The organism is Acinetobacter sp. BSP-28, assembly GCF_044130285.1.
GTDB lineage: Bacteria > Pseudomonadota > Gammaproteobacteria > Pseudomonadales > Moraxellaceae > Acinetobacter.
Map to the genome: position 1 here is coordinate 33,192 of NZ_JBIQOB010000020.1, position 20,766 is coordinate 53,957.

Here is a 20,766-nt window from a genome sequence, read left to right on the forward strand (position 1 = left end):
AATTTTCATGAAAATTATAAAAAGTTTATTTAATCGCTAAATAAACTTTTAGGGAAAGAAAGTGTGATGTCTACCACAATCACAGTTTGAGTCAAATTACAAATCATACATAAATAGCTTGGTAAATTTGCTGGGCATCTTGTAGCGTCATTTCACGCGGATTATTTTGCAACAGTCGGGTTTGTAGCATTGCATCATGCGCTAATTCTTGCAGCATATGTTCAGGAATATTTAAATCTTTCAGCCTTAAAATCAGGCCGCTTTTATCCAGGTGGTTCTGCATATGATCAATAAACAAATCACATAAACCATCGGTACTGCCGGTACTTTTAGGGTCTAGCCAGCACATCAGCTCTGCATAAAGTTGTTTGGCATTCGGTGCATTAAATTTTAATACTTCGGTCAAAATCAGGGCATTGCTATGTCCGTGAGAAATATGGAAATGTCCACCCAAAGGATAGGCTAGTGCATGGACAGCAGCAACTGGAGCATTGGCAAAAGCTTGTCCTGCAAGCATGGAACCGACCAGCATGTTTTGACGTGCTTCTAGATTTTGCCCATCGACTAAGACTAAACTGAGATTTTTATTGAGTAATTTTAAAGCCTGTCTGGCTAACATGTCGGCATATGGATTCTTTTTTATTTTTGAAGTGTAGGCTTCAATAGCATGCACCATGGCATCTATGCCGGTTGCAGCGGTAATGTGAGCCGGAAGATTTTGGGTAAATGTCGCATCTAAAATGGCTACATCGGCAAATAAAACTGGCGCCACAATACCGGTTTTGGTGGTTTCACCGGTGGTGACAATCGAAATCGGGGTAACTTCAGAACCCGTACCTGCTGTGGTGGGAACTAAAAATAGCGGCAATCTGGGGTATCTGGCATTATTTATCCCGTATAAGTCTTGCAAGCTTTGCTGTTGTTCGGGATGTGCCAAAATCGCGATAACTTTCGCGACATCCAGGGAACTTCCACCACCGAAACCTAAAACGATGTCTGCCTTTTCATTTTTGGCGAATTGTATGGCGTCCAAGACAATGTGTTCAGGAGGATCAGCCTGAACGTTGGAATAGATCACATAGGGCAGTCGAATAGTTTCTAAAATTTCAATAATCGGCACATGTAGTTGCTGCTGAATCATGCCGGCATCGGTGACCAGCAGCAGTTTTTGATAAGCTTGTTGTTGCAATAATGGCTTTAACTCATAGATCGAGCCGAGTCCTGAAATCATATTCGAGACGGTTTGAAATTGAAAATGGCTCATCTATAGCTTCCTTTTTGATATCAAAATCAAGATTATTGTTTTAGTGTTCTATAGGATTCATCCTGTAAATAACTTAACATAAGACACCTGAAAATAAAGCAGTAATTGAGGTTGTTATGTCATCCAAAACGCCCTATAAGGTGTTATGTGTATGTTTAGGAAATATTTGTCGTTCTCCCACGGCAGAAGTTGTTCTTAGACATTTTTGTGATAAACAACAGTTGAATATGCTGATCGACTCCGCTGGAACCAGTAATTATCATCCTGGAAAAGCGCCGGATGAGCGTAGCCAGAAACATGCTCTAAAACGGGGTTATGATTTATCATCGTTACGGGCACGCCAATTAAAAGCACAAGATTTTCTTGAATTTGACCTGATTCTGGCGATGGATCATGAAAATTTATTTAATATTCAAGTGCTTTTAAAACAGGCTCAAACTGCCTATGCTGCCAGTCAAATTCGGGCAAAAATTGCATTGATGAGTGAATACGATCAGAATTATCCCAAACAGGCTTTGCCAGATCCTTATTATGGCGGGGCAGATGGCTTTGAACGTGTACTTGATCAGTGCGAGTCTAGCAGTCTGGCCTGGGTCGGCATTTTTAAACAGCAGTTTTTAAACAACAGTTCAAACAACAGATCGATGTGAAATAAAGGTTTAAGCACATGAATATTCAAACTCAAATTCAACTTAAGCCTTTTAATACCTTAAGTCTTGATGCAACCGCATCGCATTATTGCAAAGTTCAATCTACAGCTGAACTGGTCGATGCTTTAAATTATGCCAAGCAACAGCAGTTAAATGTTTTGATTCTATCGGGTGGCAGCAACATGCTTTTGCCTGAAAAAATCAATGCGCTGGTGGTTCATATAGATATTCAGGGCATTGAAGATATTGCCGAAGATGAGCACAGCAAAACCATTCGTGTGGGTGCGGGACAAGTCTGGCATGACTTTGTGTTATGGACTACAGAACAACATCTGTATGGCCTGCAAAATCTGGCGCTCATTCCGGGGCTGGTCGGTGCATCTCCGGTACAGAATATTGGTGCCTATGGAGTGGAAGCGGGAGAGTTCATCGAGTCGGTTCAAGTTTATGACCGCCAACTGGAGCGATATAGCACTATTTTTGCTGCAGATTGTGATTTTTCATATCGACATAGTATTTTTAAAGATGATCCGAATCGTTTTGTGATTACTCATGTGACTTTTAAGTTGCTTAAGCAAGCCCATTTAATGTTGAATTATGGGGATCTTAAACAAGCTGTGGGTGAGGAACAGACTGCTGAAAACCTGCAAAAACAAGTTATTCAGATTCGTCAAAGCAAATTGCCAGATCCAAAAGAATATCCTAATGTGGGAAGTTTCTTCAAAAATCCGATTATTTCAGAACAGCTTTTTGACCATTTAGTACAGACATTTCCGAATTTGCCCCATTATCCTCAAGCCAAAGGTGGCGTTAAAATTGCAGCGGGTTGGTTGATTGATCAATCGGGTTGGAAGGGTAAAAGACTGGGTGTGGTGGGTATGTTCCATAAGCAAGCTTTGGTGCTGGTTAATTATGATCAGGCCAATCTGGCGGATGTTCAGACCACGTACCATGCTGTACAACACGATGTGCAGCAAAAATTTGATATTTTGTTAGAACCGGAACCGGTCTTGTTTGATGAAACCGGTTTAATTCGTTCACATATGGAATAAGAGAAAGATGGCGAAATCGCATTGGATGGTTCGACTGGTACAAATCGCTTCAGTGCTATTTGTATTGTTCGGCTGTTTCATGGTTTTGCTTTATTCACCCTTTTATTCTGGTTGGGTGGTGAGCGCACTAAACAGTTTTGTGCCGGTAGAAGTGAATCAGGTCGCGGCAAAAAGCCAGCAAATGGCAGCTTTAAGTGAACATGAAGATCTGGAACCAGGTTCTAAAGTCTGGATCGCCCGTCAGGCCTATCTGAAATTGATGGAAGAGGCGATACAAAGCCATAATTCACAGGATCTGGTATTGATTCAAGCGCGTTATAAAGCCTTGCAACAAACGATTGAAGATGCACAACTCCAGGAAAAAGAACAACAGGACAAACCGCAAATTCCGCTGCTGGCAAATCCGGTCGAAGCTGCCTCTGAAGCAGAAGATCCAACTCAAACCGTTAAAGACTTGTTGGATTTGAACAGTACTGAAAATAAAGCCTTAATGGAAAAATATCTGGATTTTCTGAGGACGCATGAAATAGAACCGGAAAAGGTCGCTGAAGAACCGGTAGACGAAAGCATTTATCAGGATATTGCCCTGATTCACGAGCAAAATGAACAAGCACAGCCACAGAGTTCTAAACCTTATGCGATTGTGGTATTGGGTGGTGGGCTGACACTGGATAAAAATGGCAAGGATATTGTGGTAAACAAATATACCCGTCTGCGCTTGGAAAAAACCTTAGCCATAGAACAACAGTACCGTTTACCGATTGTGTTGAGTGGTGTTGAAGCACCGTATATGCAGCGCTGGTTAAAAGCATATAATGTCGATGCGAAACTGCTGGAAGATCGCAGCATGAATACCTGTGAAAATTCGCGTTTTAGCTCATTGCTATTGCAGAAAAAAGGTGGAGCACCACGGGTGATTTTGATTACCGACCGTTATCATATGCCGCGTACCCGTCGTTTATTTGCCTTGAACGGTATTGAAACGATTCCTGTTGAGGCACCTATGCCTACTCAATTGACCCACTGGCGTCCAAGTGAACAGAATTATGATCATAGTCGCCGTGCCAATTATGAAATGTTAGCCACTATTCGTGATATCTGGTTTGGTTCCAGTGATTGCCGAGAGGTACCTTAATGCCTGATATTCCATTTTTAAATCCTGCTATTTTAAAACAGCTGGATTTACCTGTTCCAAGTCGTGAAACCACACCTCAATTACTTGAAGCATTGAATCTGAATAAACCGTATCAACCTTCAGTTGAAATTCAGGCCTATCGTAAGTTATATGGTTTGCATTTACTGGATTGTGAGCATTGGCAAGGCTATGTGCAAATGCCTTTGTTTAAATTGCATGTACAGGTATTTCAACCGAATCTGGAAAAAATTGCCATGCCGAAAATACGTGGCACGGTATTTTTACTGCACGGCTATCTGGAACATAGCGGGATTTATCAGCCGATCATTCGTGAATTGCTGGAACAGGGTTTTAGTGTCATTACCTATGATTTGCCCGGTCATGGCTTAAGTGACGGTTCACCAGCAAATATCAAGAATTTTGATCATTATCAGCAGGTACTCCATGCGGTTTATCATTACATTAAAAATGCCGAACAATTACCCAAACCCTGGTTAGGAATTGGGCAGAGCACCGGTGGTGCCATTTGGATGCATCATTTGCTGGAATTTGCCCAGCGTCGTGAAAATCCTTATGTAGACCGTGTATTATTGCTTTCACCGCTGCTTCGACCTGCCAAGTCGGCATGGTGGCATAATTCGGTCGGTCTGGGCATTATCCGACGGATTAAGCGTCAGGTACCACGGCATTTTAGGCGTAATAATCATAATCCTGAGTTTCTGCGTTTTGTCCGTTTAAAAGATCCTTTACAGCCACGTATGATGGGTATGGACTGGATTCTGGCTATGTCGAAATGGATGCAGGAAATGGAAGAACGGCCGGCTTGCCGTATTCCAGTCTGGTTGGCCCAGGGCGCACAGGACCAGACTGTGGACTGGCGCTATAATATTGAGTTCATTCGTCGCAAATTCCGCTTGCAGACTTTATTGATGCTGGAAGAGGGTTCACACCAGTTGATCAATGAACGTGCTGATATCCGTGCAGCCTTAACCGGTTTGATTCCTGCTTTTTTACATGCCCAAAGCTCGTCTGGTTATTATTGATTTTCGATTGCATCAATATCTAAAAGAGGCCAGATGGGCCTCTTTATTTTTTTAAATAAGTTTCATTGAATTTGTGTCCCGATTAAAATCGTTCTGCATGGGCTAAATTCCAGATCCGATAATAAAAGTTTTCATGATTTCCAGGTTTGCAGTTGAGTAACTCACCTTCTTTTAACCAGAAGTGTAACTGGGCATAATTCTTGATTTCCCGGTCATTAATGCGCTGGGCTAAATGATGGGCCTTGATATCCGCTGGATGTTTTAAACCCGCGGCTGCAATCATTTCGGATAAGGCACGCAGGGTATTTTTTTGAAAATTCAAAACACGAACGGCCTTGCTGGGAACATGCAGGGCCTGTTGCCGTTCCTGATCCTGAGTAGCTACACCGACAGGACATTGGTTAGTATGACAACTTTGTGCCTGAATACAGCCAACGGCAAACATAAAACCACGTGCTGAATTGACCCAGTCCGCACCTATGGCCATGGTGCTGGCAATATCAAACGCGCTAATAATTTTACCGCTGGCACCGACTTTGATGTGCTGACGCAAGCCTGCTCCCACCAGGGTATTATGGACAAACAGTAGACCTTCACGTAAAGGTGTGCCCACATGGTCAATCAGTTCAATCGGCGCTGCTCCGGAACCGCCTTCAGAACCATCCACGACTATAAAGTCCGGGATAATCTGAGTTTTCAGCATGGCTTTGACAATACTCATGAATTGCCAGGGCTGGCCAATACAGAGTTTAAATCCCACCGGTTTTCCACCCGATAAATCACGTAGTTGCTGGATAAAATGCATCATTTCTATTGGGGTGCTAAATGCAGAATGCTGCGCTGGAGAGACACAATCATGCTCCCGGCTAACTCCACGGATCTGGGCAATTTCTTCTGAGATTTTACTTTTAGGTAAAATTCCGCCATGACCGGGTTTTGCCCCTTGAGAAAGCTTGATTTCAATCATTTTGATTTGAGCTAACCGGGCTTGCCGGGCAAATTTTTCCGGATCAAACTGACCCTCCAGAGTGCGGCAGCCGAAGTAGGCACTGCCCAGTTCCCAGACGATATCCCCGCCATTCTCCAGATGATAAGGACTGATACTGCCTTCTCCCGTATCATGGTAAAAATTGCCCATTTTAGCCCCCAGATTCAACGCTCGAATGGCATTGGCACTGAGGCTGCCAAAACTCAGCGCAGAAATATTCATAATGGAAGCACTATACGGCTCCTGACATTGATGATTACCGATTTGAATACGGAAACTTTCAGGATCGGCAGGTTTGCAAGGTGTAATGGAATGGGTGATAAAACGGTAATCTTGCTGATACACATTAATCAGGGAGCCGAAAGGTTTATCTGCATTTTTATTTTTTGCTCTTTGGTAGACCAGATTGCGTTGCATCCGTGAAAATGGCAGGGCATCCTGATCGGCTTCAATAAAATATTGCCGGATTTCCGGACGAAAATCTTCAAAAATAAAGCGGAAATGTCCCATGATGGGATAATTTTTCAAAATGGAATGCCGATTTTGCAAGATATCATATACGCCAACAAGGGTCAGGATTCCTGAGATCAGCCATAAAGAATTCAGAAAGGGATCGGAAAGAAAATAATGAATAGATTGAGGCTCATAGATAATTCGAAACCAGCTAATCGTTAAGGTAATAAAAATACAGCTAAACCAGACCGAGTATCGTGAGAAAAAAGTGTTTAGTAGTCGATGTCTGACGAATTGAGCGGGAACAGGCATTTCCATATTTTCCATCAAATGATTCACAATTTGAATCTGCCTATTTTATATACACTGTACAAGTTCTGATTTGTAAAACCGCTTAGGGCAATAAGCGTAAATTTCAGGTATTCAGGTGAAGTACGGGCATTCTCTAATTTAATGAAAGTTGCACTGAACATTAGAGGTGAGCGGTATATAAACACATGGAAATAGAAATTCAGAATAAATGCTTAATAAATAATCAGCTTAAAACTTCTGATCTTATGCTTTCACAAAGCGGAGATTTTGGATTACATTGATTTTACCTAAGCTACAGAGGGAATTTATATGACCATGAAATCCATTCGATATAATAGCGGAGAACTGGCGTGCTAAAGCACGATATGTTTTTCTCTATGTGTAAAATCAGTCGCCATCAAGCTTTGTATCGGGGTGAGAAAATAAAGCTTGATGTTCTAGAAGCCCACAACACAATATTCAAAACAGATCCAAGCAGAAATATTCTATAGTCCCAAAGATTGGGACTTTTTTTATGGTCTATTTCATTAACCTATTCATCAGGAATTTGACGAACCGCATTGGAAACTTCAATTGGCTCGATGTGCTGAATCTTGTTACCAAAACTTCTTAACCACCATGCCAGTTGTGAAGTGAAAGGCACGGTTGCGGTGACTTGGGCCAAACCATTTTCCAGCTTTTCAATTACCTGGTCTGTACTGAGTTGGCTTTCATCAAAATAATGTGCATCTTCTTCTGTCATGATCAGTTTTAATGCCACATTTTGGGTCGGTTTATTGTAGTCGACCCTAAAGCCTAAAGCACCGGATTCAATATAGGCATCAATATCAAAGTTAACTGGGTGCATCGCGCGCGAATTTAGCACCACAGCCGATTTAAAACGATGCAGGGCAAAGGTCTGAATATCGGTTTTATCATGACGGGTACAAATCAAATAAATAATTGCACCTTTTTGTACCAACGCTAAGGGATTCAAAATATAGGTTTTTTCTTCTCCAGAATGACTACGACCCTGATAAACACATTCAAGCTGTTTGTCTTGTAGCAAGCCTTCATAAATGGACTGTTGCGCCAGTTTATCGACTACAGGGGGAATCAGCGGTTGAGTCGCCGGGACAATACGCACGCGGTTAATCCATTGGCGTACATTGTTTTGGGTCGACAAGCTGCGACGCGCCAGATCAAACCAGGGATTCATCTCTTCAATCAGGCTAGGCGGCAACAGGTGTTTTAAATGTTCTTCAACCATCATAAAGGTGACTGCTTGCGAGCTGGTCATATGCGGCAAACTTTGAATAGGCGCATCTGAACGCCAGCGCCAGCCTTGTGGCACGGTTTTACTGCTTTCAATAGGAAAACGTAACGAGATCTGATTTAAATCACGCTGAATGGTACGCAGGCTGATATCAATCCCTTCACGTTGCAAAATTTCCTGCAATTCACGGGTACCCATCCATTTTCCGGTAGAAAGACGAGATAAAATTTGCCACTGACGATACAGGCTATTCGATGTTTCTTTTTCTTGTGAAGACATAACTAAAATTAAAGATCGGGTAGAGTGTTTATATATCCATTAAAAGATGAACACAATAAAAAAACTGAATTATTTTCGCAAGCATGGGCGCCTGAAACGCTGCATATTTTGATCAAGATTAATGCAAAAAATACCTTTGAACGTCTAAAACGATAATAGATCAATAACTTAAAGAATGATTGGCATGCTTGTTGCTAGAGTCTACTCACAATCGATAAAAATTACGAGGTTTGTATGCTTAAAGAGAATCAAGATACAAATTCGATTTCTTCATTAGAAAATTTTGCTCAAAGTGATATAGGGACTAATAGCAGCGTGACTACGGTAAATCAAGTAAAGCCACAAAATAAGGTAAATGCATTATTTCAACAGTTTAAGTCACATTTTTTTAATGAACTGGTTGATGATCGAACCATGTCAGGTGAAACCTGCCAAAAGATAGAACACTGGTTGTCACAGCATACGCTGGAAGAACTGAAGCAGCTTAATCAGGCAGCCAAAGAGCATTTTTTATATGACGGTATTACTTTTACCGTCTATGGCGAATCGGAAGGAATAGAAAGAACCATTCCCTATGATCTGATTCCGCGTGTGATTGAAAAAAAACAATGGAACAAGGTGGCCCTGGGCTGTGCGCAAAGGGTGCGCGCACTGAATTTATTTTTACACGATATCTATCATCAACAGGACATTTTAAAAGCCAATATTGTGCCCGAGTTGCAGGTGTTGGCGCATGAAGCTTATCAGCCGCATATGTATGCACATGACCTAAAAGGAAAAATTTACAGCCAAATTAGTGGGATCGATATTATACGTGACCGTCATGGCGAATTTTATGTGCTAGAGGACAATTTAAGAACACCGTCCGGTGTGTCTTATATGCTGGAAAGCCGAAAAATTAGCCAAAAATTAATGCCACAGCTATTCCAGCAAAATAACGTTTTGGGTATTGAGCAATATCCTCAGTTACTCAAAGAAATTCTTGCTGAAAATGCCTATGTAGACAATCCTTTTATCGTTGTCCTTACTCCAGGACGCTATAACAGCGCATATTATGAACATTCTTTCCTGGCAAGGGAAATGGATGTGCCTTTAGTGACATCACGTGATCTTTTTGTAGAGAACGATAAGGTTTATGTCAAAACCATCCGTGGCAGGCAGAAGGTTGATGTAATTTATCGACGAGTTGATGACGCATATCTCGATCCTTTGTGCTTTAACCCGCAGAGTACTTTAGGAGTGGCAGGTTTAATGTCGGCCTATTTAAATCACAATGTTGTGATTGCCAATGCACCGGGTACCGGCGTGGCCGATGATAAATCGATTTATCCCTATGTCGATAAAATGATTCATTTTTATCTGGGTGAGCAGGCCATCTTAAAAAATGTGCCGACTTATTTATGCCGGGAAAGTGAAGATCTGGAATATGTCTTAGCCAATTTGGAACAACTGGTGGTGAAAGAAGCGCAGGGTTCAGGCGGTTATGGCATGTTGATTGGTCCGCATGCCTCGAACAGCCAGCTTGAATCTTTTAGAGACAAAATTATTGCGGCACCACATTTGTATATTGCGCAGCCGACGCTAGATTTATCGGTTTGCCCAACCTTGACAGATTTTGGCGTGGCAGAGCGTCATATCGATTTGCGACCATTTGTCCTTAGCTCACCATACCGCACAGAGATTGTACCGGGTGGTTTGACACGGGTGGCCATGCAGGCAGGGTCGCTGGTAGTGAATTCTTCACAAGGTGGTGGCGTTAAAGACACATGGGTTGTCGATAACCTGCATTCATAAACATCTAACCATGGGAAGGAAATTATGATTTTATTAAATAGTAATGCTCAGCATATTTTTTGGTTAGGTCGGTATTTAACACGAATTCAATACACCTGTGGCCAGTTTCCATTTGTGGAAAATCAGGATGCACTGCAATACGCTCATGCTTTTTGCTTGCCCGCTTTTGATGCAAGTTCACTAAACTCATTATTGCTGGATGCTGAACAGCCCTCATCATTTAGTCAACAATTTCAATATGCTAAAGATAACATACAGGACTTGCGTGGGGTACTTTCGGCAAAATCCTATGCGGAGCTGAATCAGCTGATTAAAAATGCCAATGCAAATGCGACCTATATTTGTGACGTAGCGGCAGATTGCCACGATGTGATAGAGGCGGAATCTGAAGATGTATTTCTGTTTTTTAGTCTAGGACAAAATATTGAGCAGTTAGATAGACAAATTCGTCTAAAACAGGACCAGAGCATGACTTTGGACAATATTGATAAAATTGTTGATCTGTTGGCCCAGATTGGCTGGGATAAGCTAGAGGATGTATGGCAGCAACTTAAATTAAACCCGGATAGCATGAATTTTTATCACTTTAGTGACCATATTCAACACCTGTTTGAGGTAGATGTATGAAGTTGATGATCAATCACCAAACGCATTATCAATATAGTGATCAGGCCTGTAACAGCATTCAGTATATTAAAATGACACCGACCAGCAATGCGCATCAGCAGGTGCATTGTTGGGATGTGAGTGTGCCCGGGCTAAAAGAAACAAAAAGTGATGCCTTTAATAATATATGGATTACCAGTTCGCAGCGACAGCCTTATCAACAAATGACCATCATGGCACAGGGCATTGTCGAAATTAATCCTGCTACGCAATTCGGGATTGATACAGACATCAATCCGCAATTATTTTTGCAGCCTACTACAAGTACGCTGTGCAATGCCGACATGAAAAGTTTTGCAGAATGTTATGTTCCTCGCATTAATCGGGCTAACTTGATGGTGCTGTCTGAGGCTATCTTGAATTACATTCCTTATACGCCTGACCGTACTTCAGTTCAGACCTCCGCAATGGATGCCTTTCAAAGCCGACAGGGGGTATGTCAGGATCATAGCCATGTCTTTATTGCCATGTGTAAATATTTAGGCTTGCCGGCACGCTATGTGTCTGGTTATTTATTTGTACCCCATACCTCGCATCTTGCCAGTCACGCTTGGGCAGAGGTTTTTTTTGAAAATACGTGGTATTGTTTTGATACCAGCAACCAGTTATTTACGCCTAATGCACATATTTATGTTGCCATAGGGCGTGATTACTGGGATGTTGCGCCAGTGCGAGGCATACGAGAGCGCGGTGGTATTGAATCCATGAATTCTATCGTTCAAGTGCTCGCTTGCTGAAATTTAAAAGTCATAAGGAGTTCTCATGACTTATTGTTGCGCGCTACGGTTAGAAGACGGCCTGGTCTTTGTTAGCGATACCCGTACCAATGCCGGGGTTGATCACATCTCGGTATTTCGTAAGCTCTATATCTTTGGGGTAGAAGGTGAACGATTTCTTACGATCCAGACCTCAGGAAATTTAGCCACAACCCAAGCAGTCATTGGTCATTTAAACAATCATCTGGAACTTAGACAAGAACCGAACTTGTATAGTGTAAACACCATGTTTGAAATGGCAGAACTGGTGGGGCATACCCTGAAAAAGGTCATCGCTGATGTCACAGAAGACTCACATTCGCATGAACAAAGTAATTATTACTGTAGTATTTTGCTGGGTGGGCAGATTCAGGGGGCAGATATGCAACTGTATAATATTTACCCGCAAGGCAATTTTATTTGTGCAACAGAAGATACGCCTTATTTTCAGATTGGCGAAAGTAAATATGGCAAGCCGATACTTGACCGGGCCTTAATTTATGAAATGCCTTTAGATGAAGCACTGCGCTGTTGTTTAATTTCTTTTGATTCTACTTTACGTTCCAATGTTTCTGTAGGTATGCCACTCGACACGGTGGTGTATAAGAAAGATTCTTTGCATATTCCGAACGGCAAGCGAATTTACGAAGAAGATCCCTATTTTTGGAAGCTCAGTAAACAGTGGTCCGATACCTTGCGCCGTGGCTTGCAGGAATTGCCAATCCCGACTGATGATTATTTAGATTGATAAACGCTTATCAGATTGAAAAAACCCAAGCACAAGCTTGGGTTTTTTATTGGATTTAAAACATTATTTTCTTTTAGGACGCGCACTTAAACGACAGAGTAGTTCATAACCAATGGTGCCATTGGCTTCGGCAACATCATCTACCAGACGGTTTTTACCCCAAAGTTCGACTTCAGTTCCAAGTGGAGCATCTATACCGGTTACATCAATGGCAATCATGTCCATGGCAACACGACCAATCACACGAGTCGCTTGACCATGAATTGCCACATGGTTTTGTTTAGGAAAGGCACGAGGGTAGCCATCTCCATAACCAATAGAAACAATGGCGAGGTCCATTGCTTTGTCAGCTGTAAAAGTTGAACCATAACCTACATGTTCACCCGCTTGAATATGGTTTAGGGCAATAATTTCAGCACTAAAGGTCATGACTGGTTTTAGGTCTAAATCATGGACTGATTTATCTGCAAATGGCGATGCACCGTAGAGCATGATTCCAGGACGAACAAAATCAAAATTCAGTTCCGGCCATTTATAAATGGCAGCTGAATTACAGCAAGAGCCCATCACTGGTGCACAAGCTTCTTTCACTTGCAGGAATTGAGCTTTTTGCTGTTCATTAAGTGGATGGTCACCATCGGCATTGGCAAAGTGCATGGCAAGTACACAGCTAAAACCTTCAGCTTTAAGTGAATTAATCACTTCAATGATTTCAGGTACTTTAAAGCCAAGACGGTTCATACCGCTATTGAGCTTGACCCAAACTTTTAATTTTTTGCCAATATAAGCCGCTTTGTGTGCACGTAACCAGTCCAATTGTTGCTGATGATGTACCACACATTCAATATTGTTCTCTACCGCGACCTGCATTTCATCTTCAGAAAAAATGCCTTCGATCAGGGTAATTGGTTGTTGATAGCCAAGTTCACGAATTTCTAAAGCTTCTTCCAGGCAGGCGACCCCAAAGGCATCCGTTTCACCTAAGGCTGCTAAACAGTCTTTGACTCCATGTCCATAAGCATTGGCTTTAACCATACTTATAATTTGAGCAGTTGGTGCAAGTTGTTTGACACGGTTTAAATTATATTGAAGGGCTTCTCTATCAATATAAACTGTTGCTTGGCGCACCCTGGTTACTCCTTGGGGTTACAATGAAACATTACAGCAATTTGTTGTATCAAATCACTTATAAGCTACGTAAGAATATTATAGATATGCTATTCCTCAGTATTGAAAATGAGGAGCTTAAGCAAAATGCAGAGTAATATTGTAGTCCTCTGATTGAAAATAAACACTAAGTTAAAGTGTATTTTTCACCGAATATTAAACAGAAAAATTTTATGCAATATGGAATAATGATGAATTAAAGCAATAGAACAAGAAAAATAAACTTTAAAAACGAGGTGGGTACAGAGGCAAAAAGTAAAAAACGAGGTCATCACCTCGTTTTTTATGTCATTCTTCATCATCATACTGAGCATAGAACTCAGGTGATAAATTACTAAAGCGGGTGTATTGACCTTCAAAAGCCAGACGTACCGTACCGATTGGCCCGTTACGCTGTTTACCGATAATAATTTCGGCAGTACCGGCTTCTTTGGATTCCTTGTTATATACTTCATCACGGTAAATGAACATGATCAAGTCGGCATCCTGCTCGATCGCACCGGATTCACGCAAATCGGACATCACCGGGCGCTTGTTTGGACGGTTTTCCAGCGAGCGGTTAAGCTGAGACAAGGCAATGACAGGACATTGCATTTCTTTGGCCAATGCCTTTAAGCTTCGGGAAATTTCCGAAATCTCGCCAACACGGTTATCGCCCATACCAGGTACTTTCATCAACTGTAAATAGTCGACCATGATGCAGCCAATTTTTCCGCCATGCTGTTTGGCAATACGACGGGCACGGGCACGTAATTCCGTAGGAGGCAGGGCAGAAGAATCATCGATGTACAGATGTTTTTCCTGTAGCTGTAAAATGGTACCTGTGACTTTAGACCATTCATCGCCATCCAGTTTACCGGCACGCAGATGACCCTGATGGACTTTACCGTAAGCAGAAATCAGACGCATGGCAATTGAATCTGCGGGCATCTCCATAGAGAAAACCAGGGCAGGCAAGTCACAGTTAAACAGCACACTTTCCACCAGGTTCATGGCGAAAGTGGTTTTACCCATAGATGGACGTGCAGCCACAATAATCAAATCACCAGCCTGCATACCTGAAGTTTTATTATCCAGTTCCACGAAACCTGATGTTAAACCGGTAATGTTGCCTTCCATTTGGGAAAGTTCATTCAACTTGTCAAAAACATCGGCGACTACCGCATTAATTGGTTTTGGGCCTTGGGCCTTGGCATTGTTATTATGCTGTTCAGCAATGGAAAAGATATTGGTTTCAGCTAGATCCAGAATTTCACTGACCGTACGACCTTTGGTGTCATAGGCATTCTGTAGAATTTCAGAGCTGACTTTAATCATGCTGCGTAAGGTTGAAAATTCTTTAATTTTATTGCCATAGGTTTCCAAGTTATAAAAACTGGAAGGAGAATCTGCCATCAACTGCATTAAATATTCTTCGCCACCCACAGCCTCAAGCAGATTCTGTTTGATCAGCCAGTCATTGACCAAGACTGCATCATAAGGCGAGTTTTCCTGGGCTAATTTTTCAATGGCACGGAAAATATATTTATGGCGTGTTGCATAGAAATCATTTTCACTTAATACATCACCGACTTGCTCAAAAGATTCGGCAACCGTCATCAGCGCGGCGAGTACAGCTTGCTCAATCGCCAAGTTATGCGGAGGAGTACGAAACTCTTTAAGTTGGCCTGACTCACTTGCTTTATTATCTACTTTAGCTGAGTTAAGCATAGCGCTGGCATTCGCCTGTGACATATAAAACCCTAATTTTGAATGCAATAAATGAGTAATTTGAAAAAAGTGACGAAGAACAAAGAAAGGTATTATCTTCGTATAAGCAGATGATACGCGCTCTTAAAAAAAATGCGAATCGAAAATTTCATTTATTTAAATATTTAAAAACAGTCAAAATAAATGAAGTGAACAAGGTTTATACCAGCTGATTCAACTATTTTGACTATTTTCAGAGATAAAAAAAGAGCATGCAAAAGCATGCTCTTTTTCTTGCAGGAAATTACTCAGATACGATAGTAACGAGAACTTCAGCAACAACATCATGATGCAATTGGATTGCGATGTTGAATTCACCAGTGTGACGAAGCGCACCGTTTGGTAAACGAACTTCTGCACGGTCAACTTCTAGACCAGCATTAGTTAGAGCGTCAGCGATGTCACGAGTACCGATAGAACCGAATAGTTTACCTTCGTCACCAGCTTTAGCAGTGATTACGATGTTAACTTCGTTCAATTGGTCAGCACGTGCTTGAGCAGCAGCTAAAACGTCAGCTTCAGCTTTCTCAAGTTCAGCACGACGAGCTTCAAAAGCAGCAGTGTTAGCTTCAGTAGCTGCAACTGCTTTACCTTGAGGGATAAGGAAGTTACGGCCGTAACCAGCTTTAACTGATACTTTATCGCCTAATTTACCAAGGTTTTTAATGCGTTGTAATAAGATAATATCCACAGCTCAACCTCACTTATGATTGTCAGTGTAAGGGATCAACGCTAAGTAGCGAGCTTGTTTGATAGCAAGCGCTAATTGACGTTGGTAACGAGCTTTAGTACCTGTAATACGGCTAGGAACAATCTTGCCGTTTTCAGTGATGTACTGTTTCAAAGTATCGATATCTTTGTAGTCGATGTACGTAACGTTCTCAGCTGTAAAGCGGCAGAACTTGCGACGACGGTAAAAACGTGCCATGTAATGTTCTCCTTATGCTTCAGCAGAGTCTTGAGCTTGTTGTGCTTCTTCACGTTGAGCTTTACGCGCACGTTTTTCTTCAGCACTCTTAGCAAGTAAAGACTCTTCAGTGATAGCGTGTTCACGACGAATAATAACATTACGAAGGATTGCATCGTTATAACGGAACAATTCTTCTAATTCATTAAGCGTAGCTTGACCACATTCAACGTTCATTAAAATGTAGTGAGCTTTGTGAATTTTGTTAATTGGGTAAGCCAATTGACGACGGCCCCAATCTTCTAAACGGTGAATTTGACCTTCAGCTTCTTTGATGTGAGTTAGGTAACGTTCTACCATACCCACAACTTGATCGCTTTGGTCTGGATGTACCAAAAGTACGATTTCGTAGTGACGCATTGTCAGCTCCTTACGGTTTATACAGCCTCTGCAAATACAAGCAGAGGCAAGGAGTCACAACTAAAGTTGTGTCGCATAAATTGCGAAGCGTGAATTTTAGAGCCTTTGTAGGCTAAATACAAGGATTAGGCAGAGGAAAAAGCGAAAATACTGAAAATAGCGCTGAGTCAAATTCAGCTAATAATGAAGAATTTGCTTACTAAAAGTTTGTTAATATAAATAGGAGGGTAAGAAAATAATAAGAAAGAAGAGGGTGGTGCGAGATATCTAATTAAAAGATAGAGCGGGACTCTATCTTTTAAAAAAATACGATTGGGTTTTGCGGGGCAGTCGAAGTGAAACTAAACAACAGGCTGATGACCGTGATTAATTTGACAGAGAACATAAAATATTGCTTTGCCCATAACTGATCATTTTCAGCTTTAAAGCCTTGAATACTCAAATATACCCAGTACAGACACAACAGATTCAGTACCACCACATAAATCCAATTTGTATAACCATAAATAAATAATCCATTCATGGTGATACAGAACAATACAACGTAGATGAGTGACTCAATCTTGGTACGATGAATTGAACGAGCTACAGGTAAAATTGGAATCCCTGCATTTTTGTAATCTTCAAAACGGTAAACTGCAATTCCCCAAGAATGAGGCATTTGCCAAAGTGCATAACCAATAAAAATAAGTAAAGCACCCATGTCAAACTGATTTGCAACAGCGGTATAACCAATGACCGGCGGAGCCGCACCAGAAATACTACCCACAATAGTTTGATGGATGGTGGTTCGTTTTGTCCATAAGCTGTAAAAGCCAACATATACAACAAAACCAATTAAAGCGAATAAAAAAGCGTACTCATTTACCCAGAACCATAAAATACTAAACCCCGTTAATCCGAGTACCAAGGAATAAACCAAAGCAACAGGAACGGAAATTGATTTTTTAACCATCGCACGATTTTGCGTACGTTGCATCTTTTGGTCGATGTCCTGGTCAATGATGTTATTGACCACACAACCTGATGCCACAACCAGAGTGGTACCGAGAAGGGTAATGAGAAGAAGAAGGAAATCTACAGAACCTTGGGCAGCTACAAAGTAGCCACCCAAAGTGGTAACGAAGTTACCAAAGAGAATTCCTGGTTTAGTCAGGAATAAATACTTTTTCAGCATGACAACCAGTTTAGATCATCATGTTGTAGTGAAGGTAGTTCATGATCCATACAGAACCAACCAGAAGGATGGCAATGGTCAGAATCGTATAAACGAATGCAATAACGTTCCAGCGTTGCTCTGAAGAAGAGTTCATGTGCAGGAAATAAATTAACTGTACAAGAATCTGAGCAACTGCAGTAATTGCAATCACAGTAATCAGGATACCGCGGCCAAAACCACCAGCCATCACCATTCCGAAAGGAATGATAGTTAGGATGATAGATAAGATAAAGCCAACAGTATATTGTTTAACGTTACCGTGTGCTGCACCAGCTGAATTGTGATCGTGACTCATTTAGAGAACTCCCATCAAGTAAACTACGCTGAATACACAGATCCAAACGATGTCAAGGAAGTGCCAGAACAAGCTTAAGCATGCAAGACGACGAGTGTTTGGAAGAGTCAAACCATATTTCTTGATTTGAATCATTAACACGATCATCCATACCAAACCAGAAGTTACGTGAATACCGTGTGTACCTACCAGCGTAAAGAATGCAGATAAGAATGCACTTGTGCTAGGACCATGACCTGCGTGAACTAAATGATTGAACTCATATAATTCCATGCCGATGAAGGCAGCACCAAATACCCAAGTAATTGCAAGCCAAGTCAGAACTTTAGATACGTCTTTCTTGTAGGCAGCAAGAACAGCAAAGCCGAACGTTACAGATGAAATCAAGAGCGCGAATGTTTCAGTTAATACGAAACTGAGAGATTCACCAAAAAGATCTCGTGCACTTGGAGTACCAACTGGAACGTGACTGCTTAATACAGCGAACGCAATGAAGAGTGTACCGAATAGGATCAAGTCACTCATCAAGTAAGACCAGAAACCAAAGACCGTGATGTCAGTATCATCATGATGATGATGTTCATCGTGTCCGTGGTTATCGTGATGAAGTACTTCAGCCATAGTCTTAGTCCTTCTTCAAGTGTTTTTCAAGTTGTGCATAACGTTCGTTTTCGATGCGTTCAACTTCAGCAGCTGGAACATAGTAATCCACTTTCTTGGTGAAAGAAGACACGATGAAGCTAATGATCGCAGAAACGAATGTGATCGCTACTAACCACCAGATGTGCCAGATTAAAGCAAAGCCCATGACAGTAATGAACATCGCAATAACAAAACCAGCCGCACGGTTGGTTGGCATATGAATGTCTTCATACTTGGTTGGTTTAGCGTATGCAATACCGTTTTCTTTGTCAGTCCAGAAAGTATCAATACCATTGATCTTTGGAATGTAAGCAAAGTTATAGAACGGAGCAGGAGATGAAGTTGACCATTCAAGTGTACGGCCATCCCAGATATCGCCAGTAACGTCCATGTTTTTCTCGCGTTGCAAGAAACCCACCACGATTTGCATAACGAAACATGCAATACCAAGTGCAATAAGAACCGCACCAAACAATGCAATATTTACATATGGATCCCATTCAGGGTTGTCAAATGTATTCAAACGACGAGTCATACCCATGAAACCAAGGATATAAAGTGGCATGAATGCAAAATAGAAACCGATGAACCAGAACCAGAATGCAGCTTTACCCCAAGTTTCATTTAACTTCCAACCAAACATTTTTGGCCAGTAGAAAATGATACCTGCGAACATCGCGAATACTACACCACCGATAATTACGTTATGGAAGTGAGCAATTAGGAATAAAGAGTTGTGTACAAGGAAGTCCGCTGGTGGAACTGCCATTAATACACCTGTTAAACCACCGATACCGAAAGTCACAAGGAAGCCAAGTGTCCACAGCATTGGAGTTGTGTAAGTAATGCGGCCCTTGTACATGGTGAATAACCAAGAGAAGATTTTCACACCAGTAGGGATCGCAATAATCATGGTCATGATACCGAAGAACGCGTTAACGTTGGCACCTGCACCCATGGTGAAGAAGTGGTGAACCCATACAACAAGTGATAACACACCAATTGCAACAGTTGCGTACACCATTGATTTGTAACCGAACAAAGCTTTGCGTGAGAACACTGCAGTAACTTCAGAGTAAATACCAAAAGCAGGTAATACCAGAATGTATACTTCAGGATGACCCCATGTCCAAATCAAGTTTACATACAACATTGGGCTACCACCCAAGTCATTTGTAAAGAAGTGGAAGTCAAAGTAACGGTCAAGTGACAACATTGCAATTGTCGCAGTTAATACTGGGAATGTCGCAATGATAAGTACAACAGTTACTAAAGATGTCCAAGTGAAAATAGGCATATCCATAAGGGTCATGCCAGGTGCACGCATTTTAATGATGGTAACGAAGAAGTTAACACCAGTTAAGAGAGTACCCAAGCCTGAAATCTGCAGTGCCCAAATGTAGTAATCTACACCTACGCCAGGAGAATATTCGATACCTGAAAGAGGAGGATAAGCCATCCAACCTGTTGCAGCGAATTCACCTAAAGCAAGAGAAGCCATTACCAGACCGGCAGCACCAGCGAATAGCCAGAAGCTTAAAGAGTTTAATAATGGGAATGCAACGTCACGTGCACCAATTTGAAGTGGTACAGAGATGTTCATTAAACCAACGACAAGACCCATCGCTACGAAGAAGATCATGATTACGCCATGCGCAGTAAAGATCTGATCGTAATGTTCTGGGTGCAAGTAACCTTCACCACCACCTTTTGCAAGGAACTGTTGAAGACGCATCATGATCGCATCGGCAAAACCACGCAAAAGCATGACAATCGACACGATGATATACATGATACCAATTTTTTTATGGTCTACAGATGTGAACCATTCGTTCCACAAATAGCCCCATTTTTTGAAATAGGTGATACCTGCAACCAGTGCAAGACCGCCTAGGACCATCATGGCAACTGTCACCAGCACGATTGGATCGTGTGGAATTGCATCCGGACCTAACTTACCTAAGAAGCTCATG

20 protein-coding genes are annotated in these 20,766 nt (G+C 41.7%); 8 read left to right on the top strand and 12 right to left on the bottom strand.

Annotation, left to right across the window (positions count from 1 at the left end; translation table 11 throughout):
* Nucleotides 1-103: 103 nt before the first annotated feature.
* Nucleotides 104-1,264, bottom strand: coding sequence for an iron-containing alcohol dehydrogenase (locus ACE01R_RS13825; protein WP_395551883.1), 1,161 nt, complete (start codon nucleotides 1,262-1,264; stop codon nucleotides 104-106).
* A 116-nt stretch (nucleotides 1,265-1,380) separates the two neighbouring features.
* Here ACE01R_RS13825 and ACE01R_RS13830 point away from each other — a divergent pair, with 116 nt between their 5' ends.
* Genes ACE01R_RS13830 through ACE01R_RS13845 form a run of 4 tightly spaced genes read left to right on the top strand, consistent with a single transcriptional unit; the run spans nucleotide 1,381 to nucleotide 5,144 of the window.
* Complete coding sequence (locus ACE01R_RS13830; RefSeq protein WP_395551884.1) at nucleotides 1,381-1,914, top strand: low molecular weight protein-tyrosine-phosphatase; 534 nt, start codon at nucleotides 1,381-1,383, stop codon at nucleotides 1,912-1,914.
* A gap of 17 nt (nucleotides 1,915-1,931) precedes the next feature.
* Nucleotides 1,932-2,966, top strand: a complete 1,035-nt coding sequence (gene murB / locus ACE01R_RS13835; protein ID WP_395551885.1) for a UDP-N-acetylmuramate dehydrogenase — start codon at nucleotides 1,932-1,934, stop codon at nucleotides 2,964-2,966.
* A 7-nt stretch (nucleotides 2,967-2,973) separates the two neighbouring features.
* On the top strand, nucleotides 2,974-4,101 hold the full coding sequence (locus ACE01R_RS13840) for an ElyC/SanA/YdcF family protein (protein WP_395551886.1): 1,128 nt from the start codon (nucleotides 2,974-2,976) through the stop codon (nucleotides 4,099-4,101).
* Nucleotides 4,101-5,144 carry an alpha/beta hydrolase gene (locus ACE01R_RS13845; protein WP_395551887.1) on the top strand — a complete coding sequence of 348 codons (1,044 nt, stop codon included), beginning with the start codon at nucleotides 4,101-4,103 and terminating at the stop codon, nucleotides 5,142-5,144. The genes ACE01R_RS13840 and ACE01R_RS13845 overlap by 1 nt, the downstream gene beginning before the upstream one ends.
* An 82-nt stretch (nucleotides 5,145-5,226) precedes the next feature.
* Here the strand turns inward: ACE01R_RS13845 and ACE01R_RS13850 are convergent, their stop codons facing one another.
* Both ACE01R_RS13850 and ACE01R_RS13855 read right to left on the bottom strand, forming a co-directional pair.
* Complete coding sequence (locus ACE01R_RS13850) at nucleotides 5,227-6,897, bottom strand: FMN-binding glutamate synthase family protein (protein WP_395551916.1); 1,671 nt, start codon at nucleotides 6,895-6,897, stop codon at nucleotides 5,227-5,229.
* A 532-nt stretch (nucleotides 6,898-7,429) separates the two neighbouring features.
* The gene (locus ACE01R_RS13855) at nucleotides 7,430-8,431 is read right to left on the bottom strand and encodes a helix-turn-helix transcriptional regulator (RefSeq protein WP_395551888.1); all 1,002 of its coding nucleotides are present in this window, start codon (nucleotides 8,429-8,431) and stop codon (nucleotides 7,430-7,432) included.
* Between the two features lie 234 nt (nucleotides 8,432-8,665).
* Here ACE01R_RS13855 and ACE01R_RS13860 point away from each other — a divergent pair, with 234 nt between their 5' ends.
* Genes ACE01R_RS13860 through ACE01R_RS13875 form a run of 4 tightly spaced genes read left to right on the top strand, consistent with a single transcriptional unit; the run spans nucleotide 8,666 to nucleotide 12,394 of the window.
* On the top strand, nucleotides 8,666-10,225 hold the full coding sequence (locus ACE01R_RS13860) for a circularly permuted type 2 ATP-grasp protein (RefSeq protein ID WP_395551889.1): 1,560 nt from the start codon (nucleotides 8,666-8,668) through the stop codon (nucleotides 10,223-10,225).
* Nucleotides 10,226-10,249: 24 nt separating this feature from the next.
* Nucleotides 10,250-10,852: an alpha-E domain-containing protein gene (locus tag ACE01R_RS13865; RefSeq protein WP_395551890.1), complete on the top strand. Its 603-nt coding sequence runs from the start codon at nucleotides 10,250-10,252 to the stop codon at nucleotides 10,850-10,852.
* Entirely contained in the window at nucleotides 10,849-11,628 is a 780-nt protein-coding gene (locus ACE01R_RS13870) for a transglutaminase domain-containing protein (protein WP_395551891.1), read from the top strand. Before ACE01R_RS13865 ends, ACE01R_RS13870 begins: the two co-directional genes overlap by 4 nt.
* A 25-nt stretch (nucleotides 11,629-11,653) precedes the next feature.
* A complete protein-coding gene (locus ACE01R_RS13875; protein ID WP_395551892.1) occupies nucleotides 11,654-12,394 on the top strand; it encodes a peptidase in 741 nt (246 codons plus the stop codon).
* A gap of 63 nt (nucleotides 12,395-12,457) precedes the next feature.
* On the opposite strand, the gene alr is transcribed toward ACE01R_RS13875, so the two are convergent.
* The 9 genes from alr to cyoB form a co-directional block, all read right to left on the bottom strand.
* Nucleotides 12,458-13,522: an alanine racemase gene (gene alr, locus ACE01R_RS13880; RefSeq protein WP_395551893.1), complete on the bottom strand. Its 1,065-nt coding sequence runs from the start codon at nucleotides 13,520-13,522 to the stop codon at nucleotides 12,458-12,460.
* Between the two features lie 327 nt (nucleotides 13,523-13,849).
* Nucleotides 13,850-15,295 carry a replicative DNA helicase gene (dnaB, locus tag ACE01R_RS13885; protein WP_395551894.1) on the bottom strand — a complete coding sequence of 482 codons (1,446 nt, stop codon included), beginning with the start codon at nucleotides 15,293-15,295 and terminating at the stop codon, nucleotides 13,850-13,852.
* Between the two features lie 259 nt (nucleotides 15,296-15,554).
* The gene (gene rplI, locus ACE01R_RS13890; protein ID WP_291354832.1) at nucleotides 15,555-16,001 is read right to left on the bottom strand and encodes a 50S ribosomal protein L9; all 447 of its coding nucleotides are present in this window, start codon (nucleotides 15,999-16,001) and stop codon (nucleotides 15,555-15,557) included.
* A 9-nt stretch (nucleotides 16,002-16,010) separates the two neighbouring features.
* Entirely contained in the window at nucleotides 16,011-16,238 is a 228-nt protein-coding gene (gene rpsR / locus ACE01R_RS13895; protein ID WP_004719336.1) for a 30S ribosomal protein S18, read from the bottom strand.
* A gap of 12 nt (nucleotides 16,239-16,250) precedes the next feature.
* Complete coding sequence (gene rpsF / locus ACE01R_RS13900) at nucleotides 16,251-16,637, bottom strand: 30S ribosomal protein S6 (protein ID WP_086197267.1); 387 nt, start codon at nucleotides 16,635-16,637, stop codon at nucleotides 16,251-16,253.
* 298 nt (nucleotides 16,638-16,935) lie between these two features.
* Nucleotides 16,936-17,814 carry a heme o synthase gene (cyoE, locus tag ACE01R_RS13905; RefSeq protein WP_395551895.1) on the bottom strand — a complete coding sequence of 293 codons (879 nt, stop codon included), beginning with the start codon at nucleotides 17,812-17,814 and terminating at the stop codon, nucleotides 16,936-16,938.
* Between the two features lie 10 nt (nucleotides 17,815-17,824).
* Nucleotides 17,825-18,151 (bottom strand): cytochrome o ubiquinol oxidase subunit IV, encoded by a 327-nt coding sequence (locus ACE01R_RS13910; RefSeq protein ID WP_086197269.1) that lies wholly within the window; start codon nucleotides 18,149-18,151, stop codon nucleotides 17,825-17,827.
* A complete protein-coding gene (cyoC, locus tag ACE01R_RS13915) occupies nucleotides 18,152-18,772 on the bottom strand; it encodes a cytochrome o ubiquinol oxidase subunit III (RefSeq protein WP_395551896.1) in 621 nt (206 codons plus the stop codon). It abuts the gene before it with no gap.
* A 4-nt stretch (nucleotides 18,773-18,776) separates the two neighbouring features.
* Nucleotides 18,777-20,765 carry a cytochrome o ubiquinol oxidase subunit I gene (gene cyoB / locus ACE01R_RS13920; RefSeq protein ID WP_395551897.1) on the bottom strand — a complete coding sequence of 663 codons (1,989 nt, stop codon included), beginning with the start codon at nucleotides 20,763-20,765 and terminating at the stop codon, nucleotides 18,777-18,779.
* Nucleotide 20,766 lies beyond the last annotated feature (1 nt).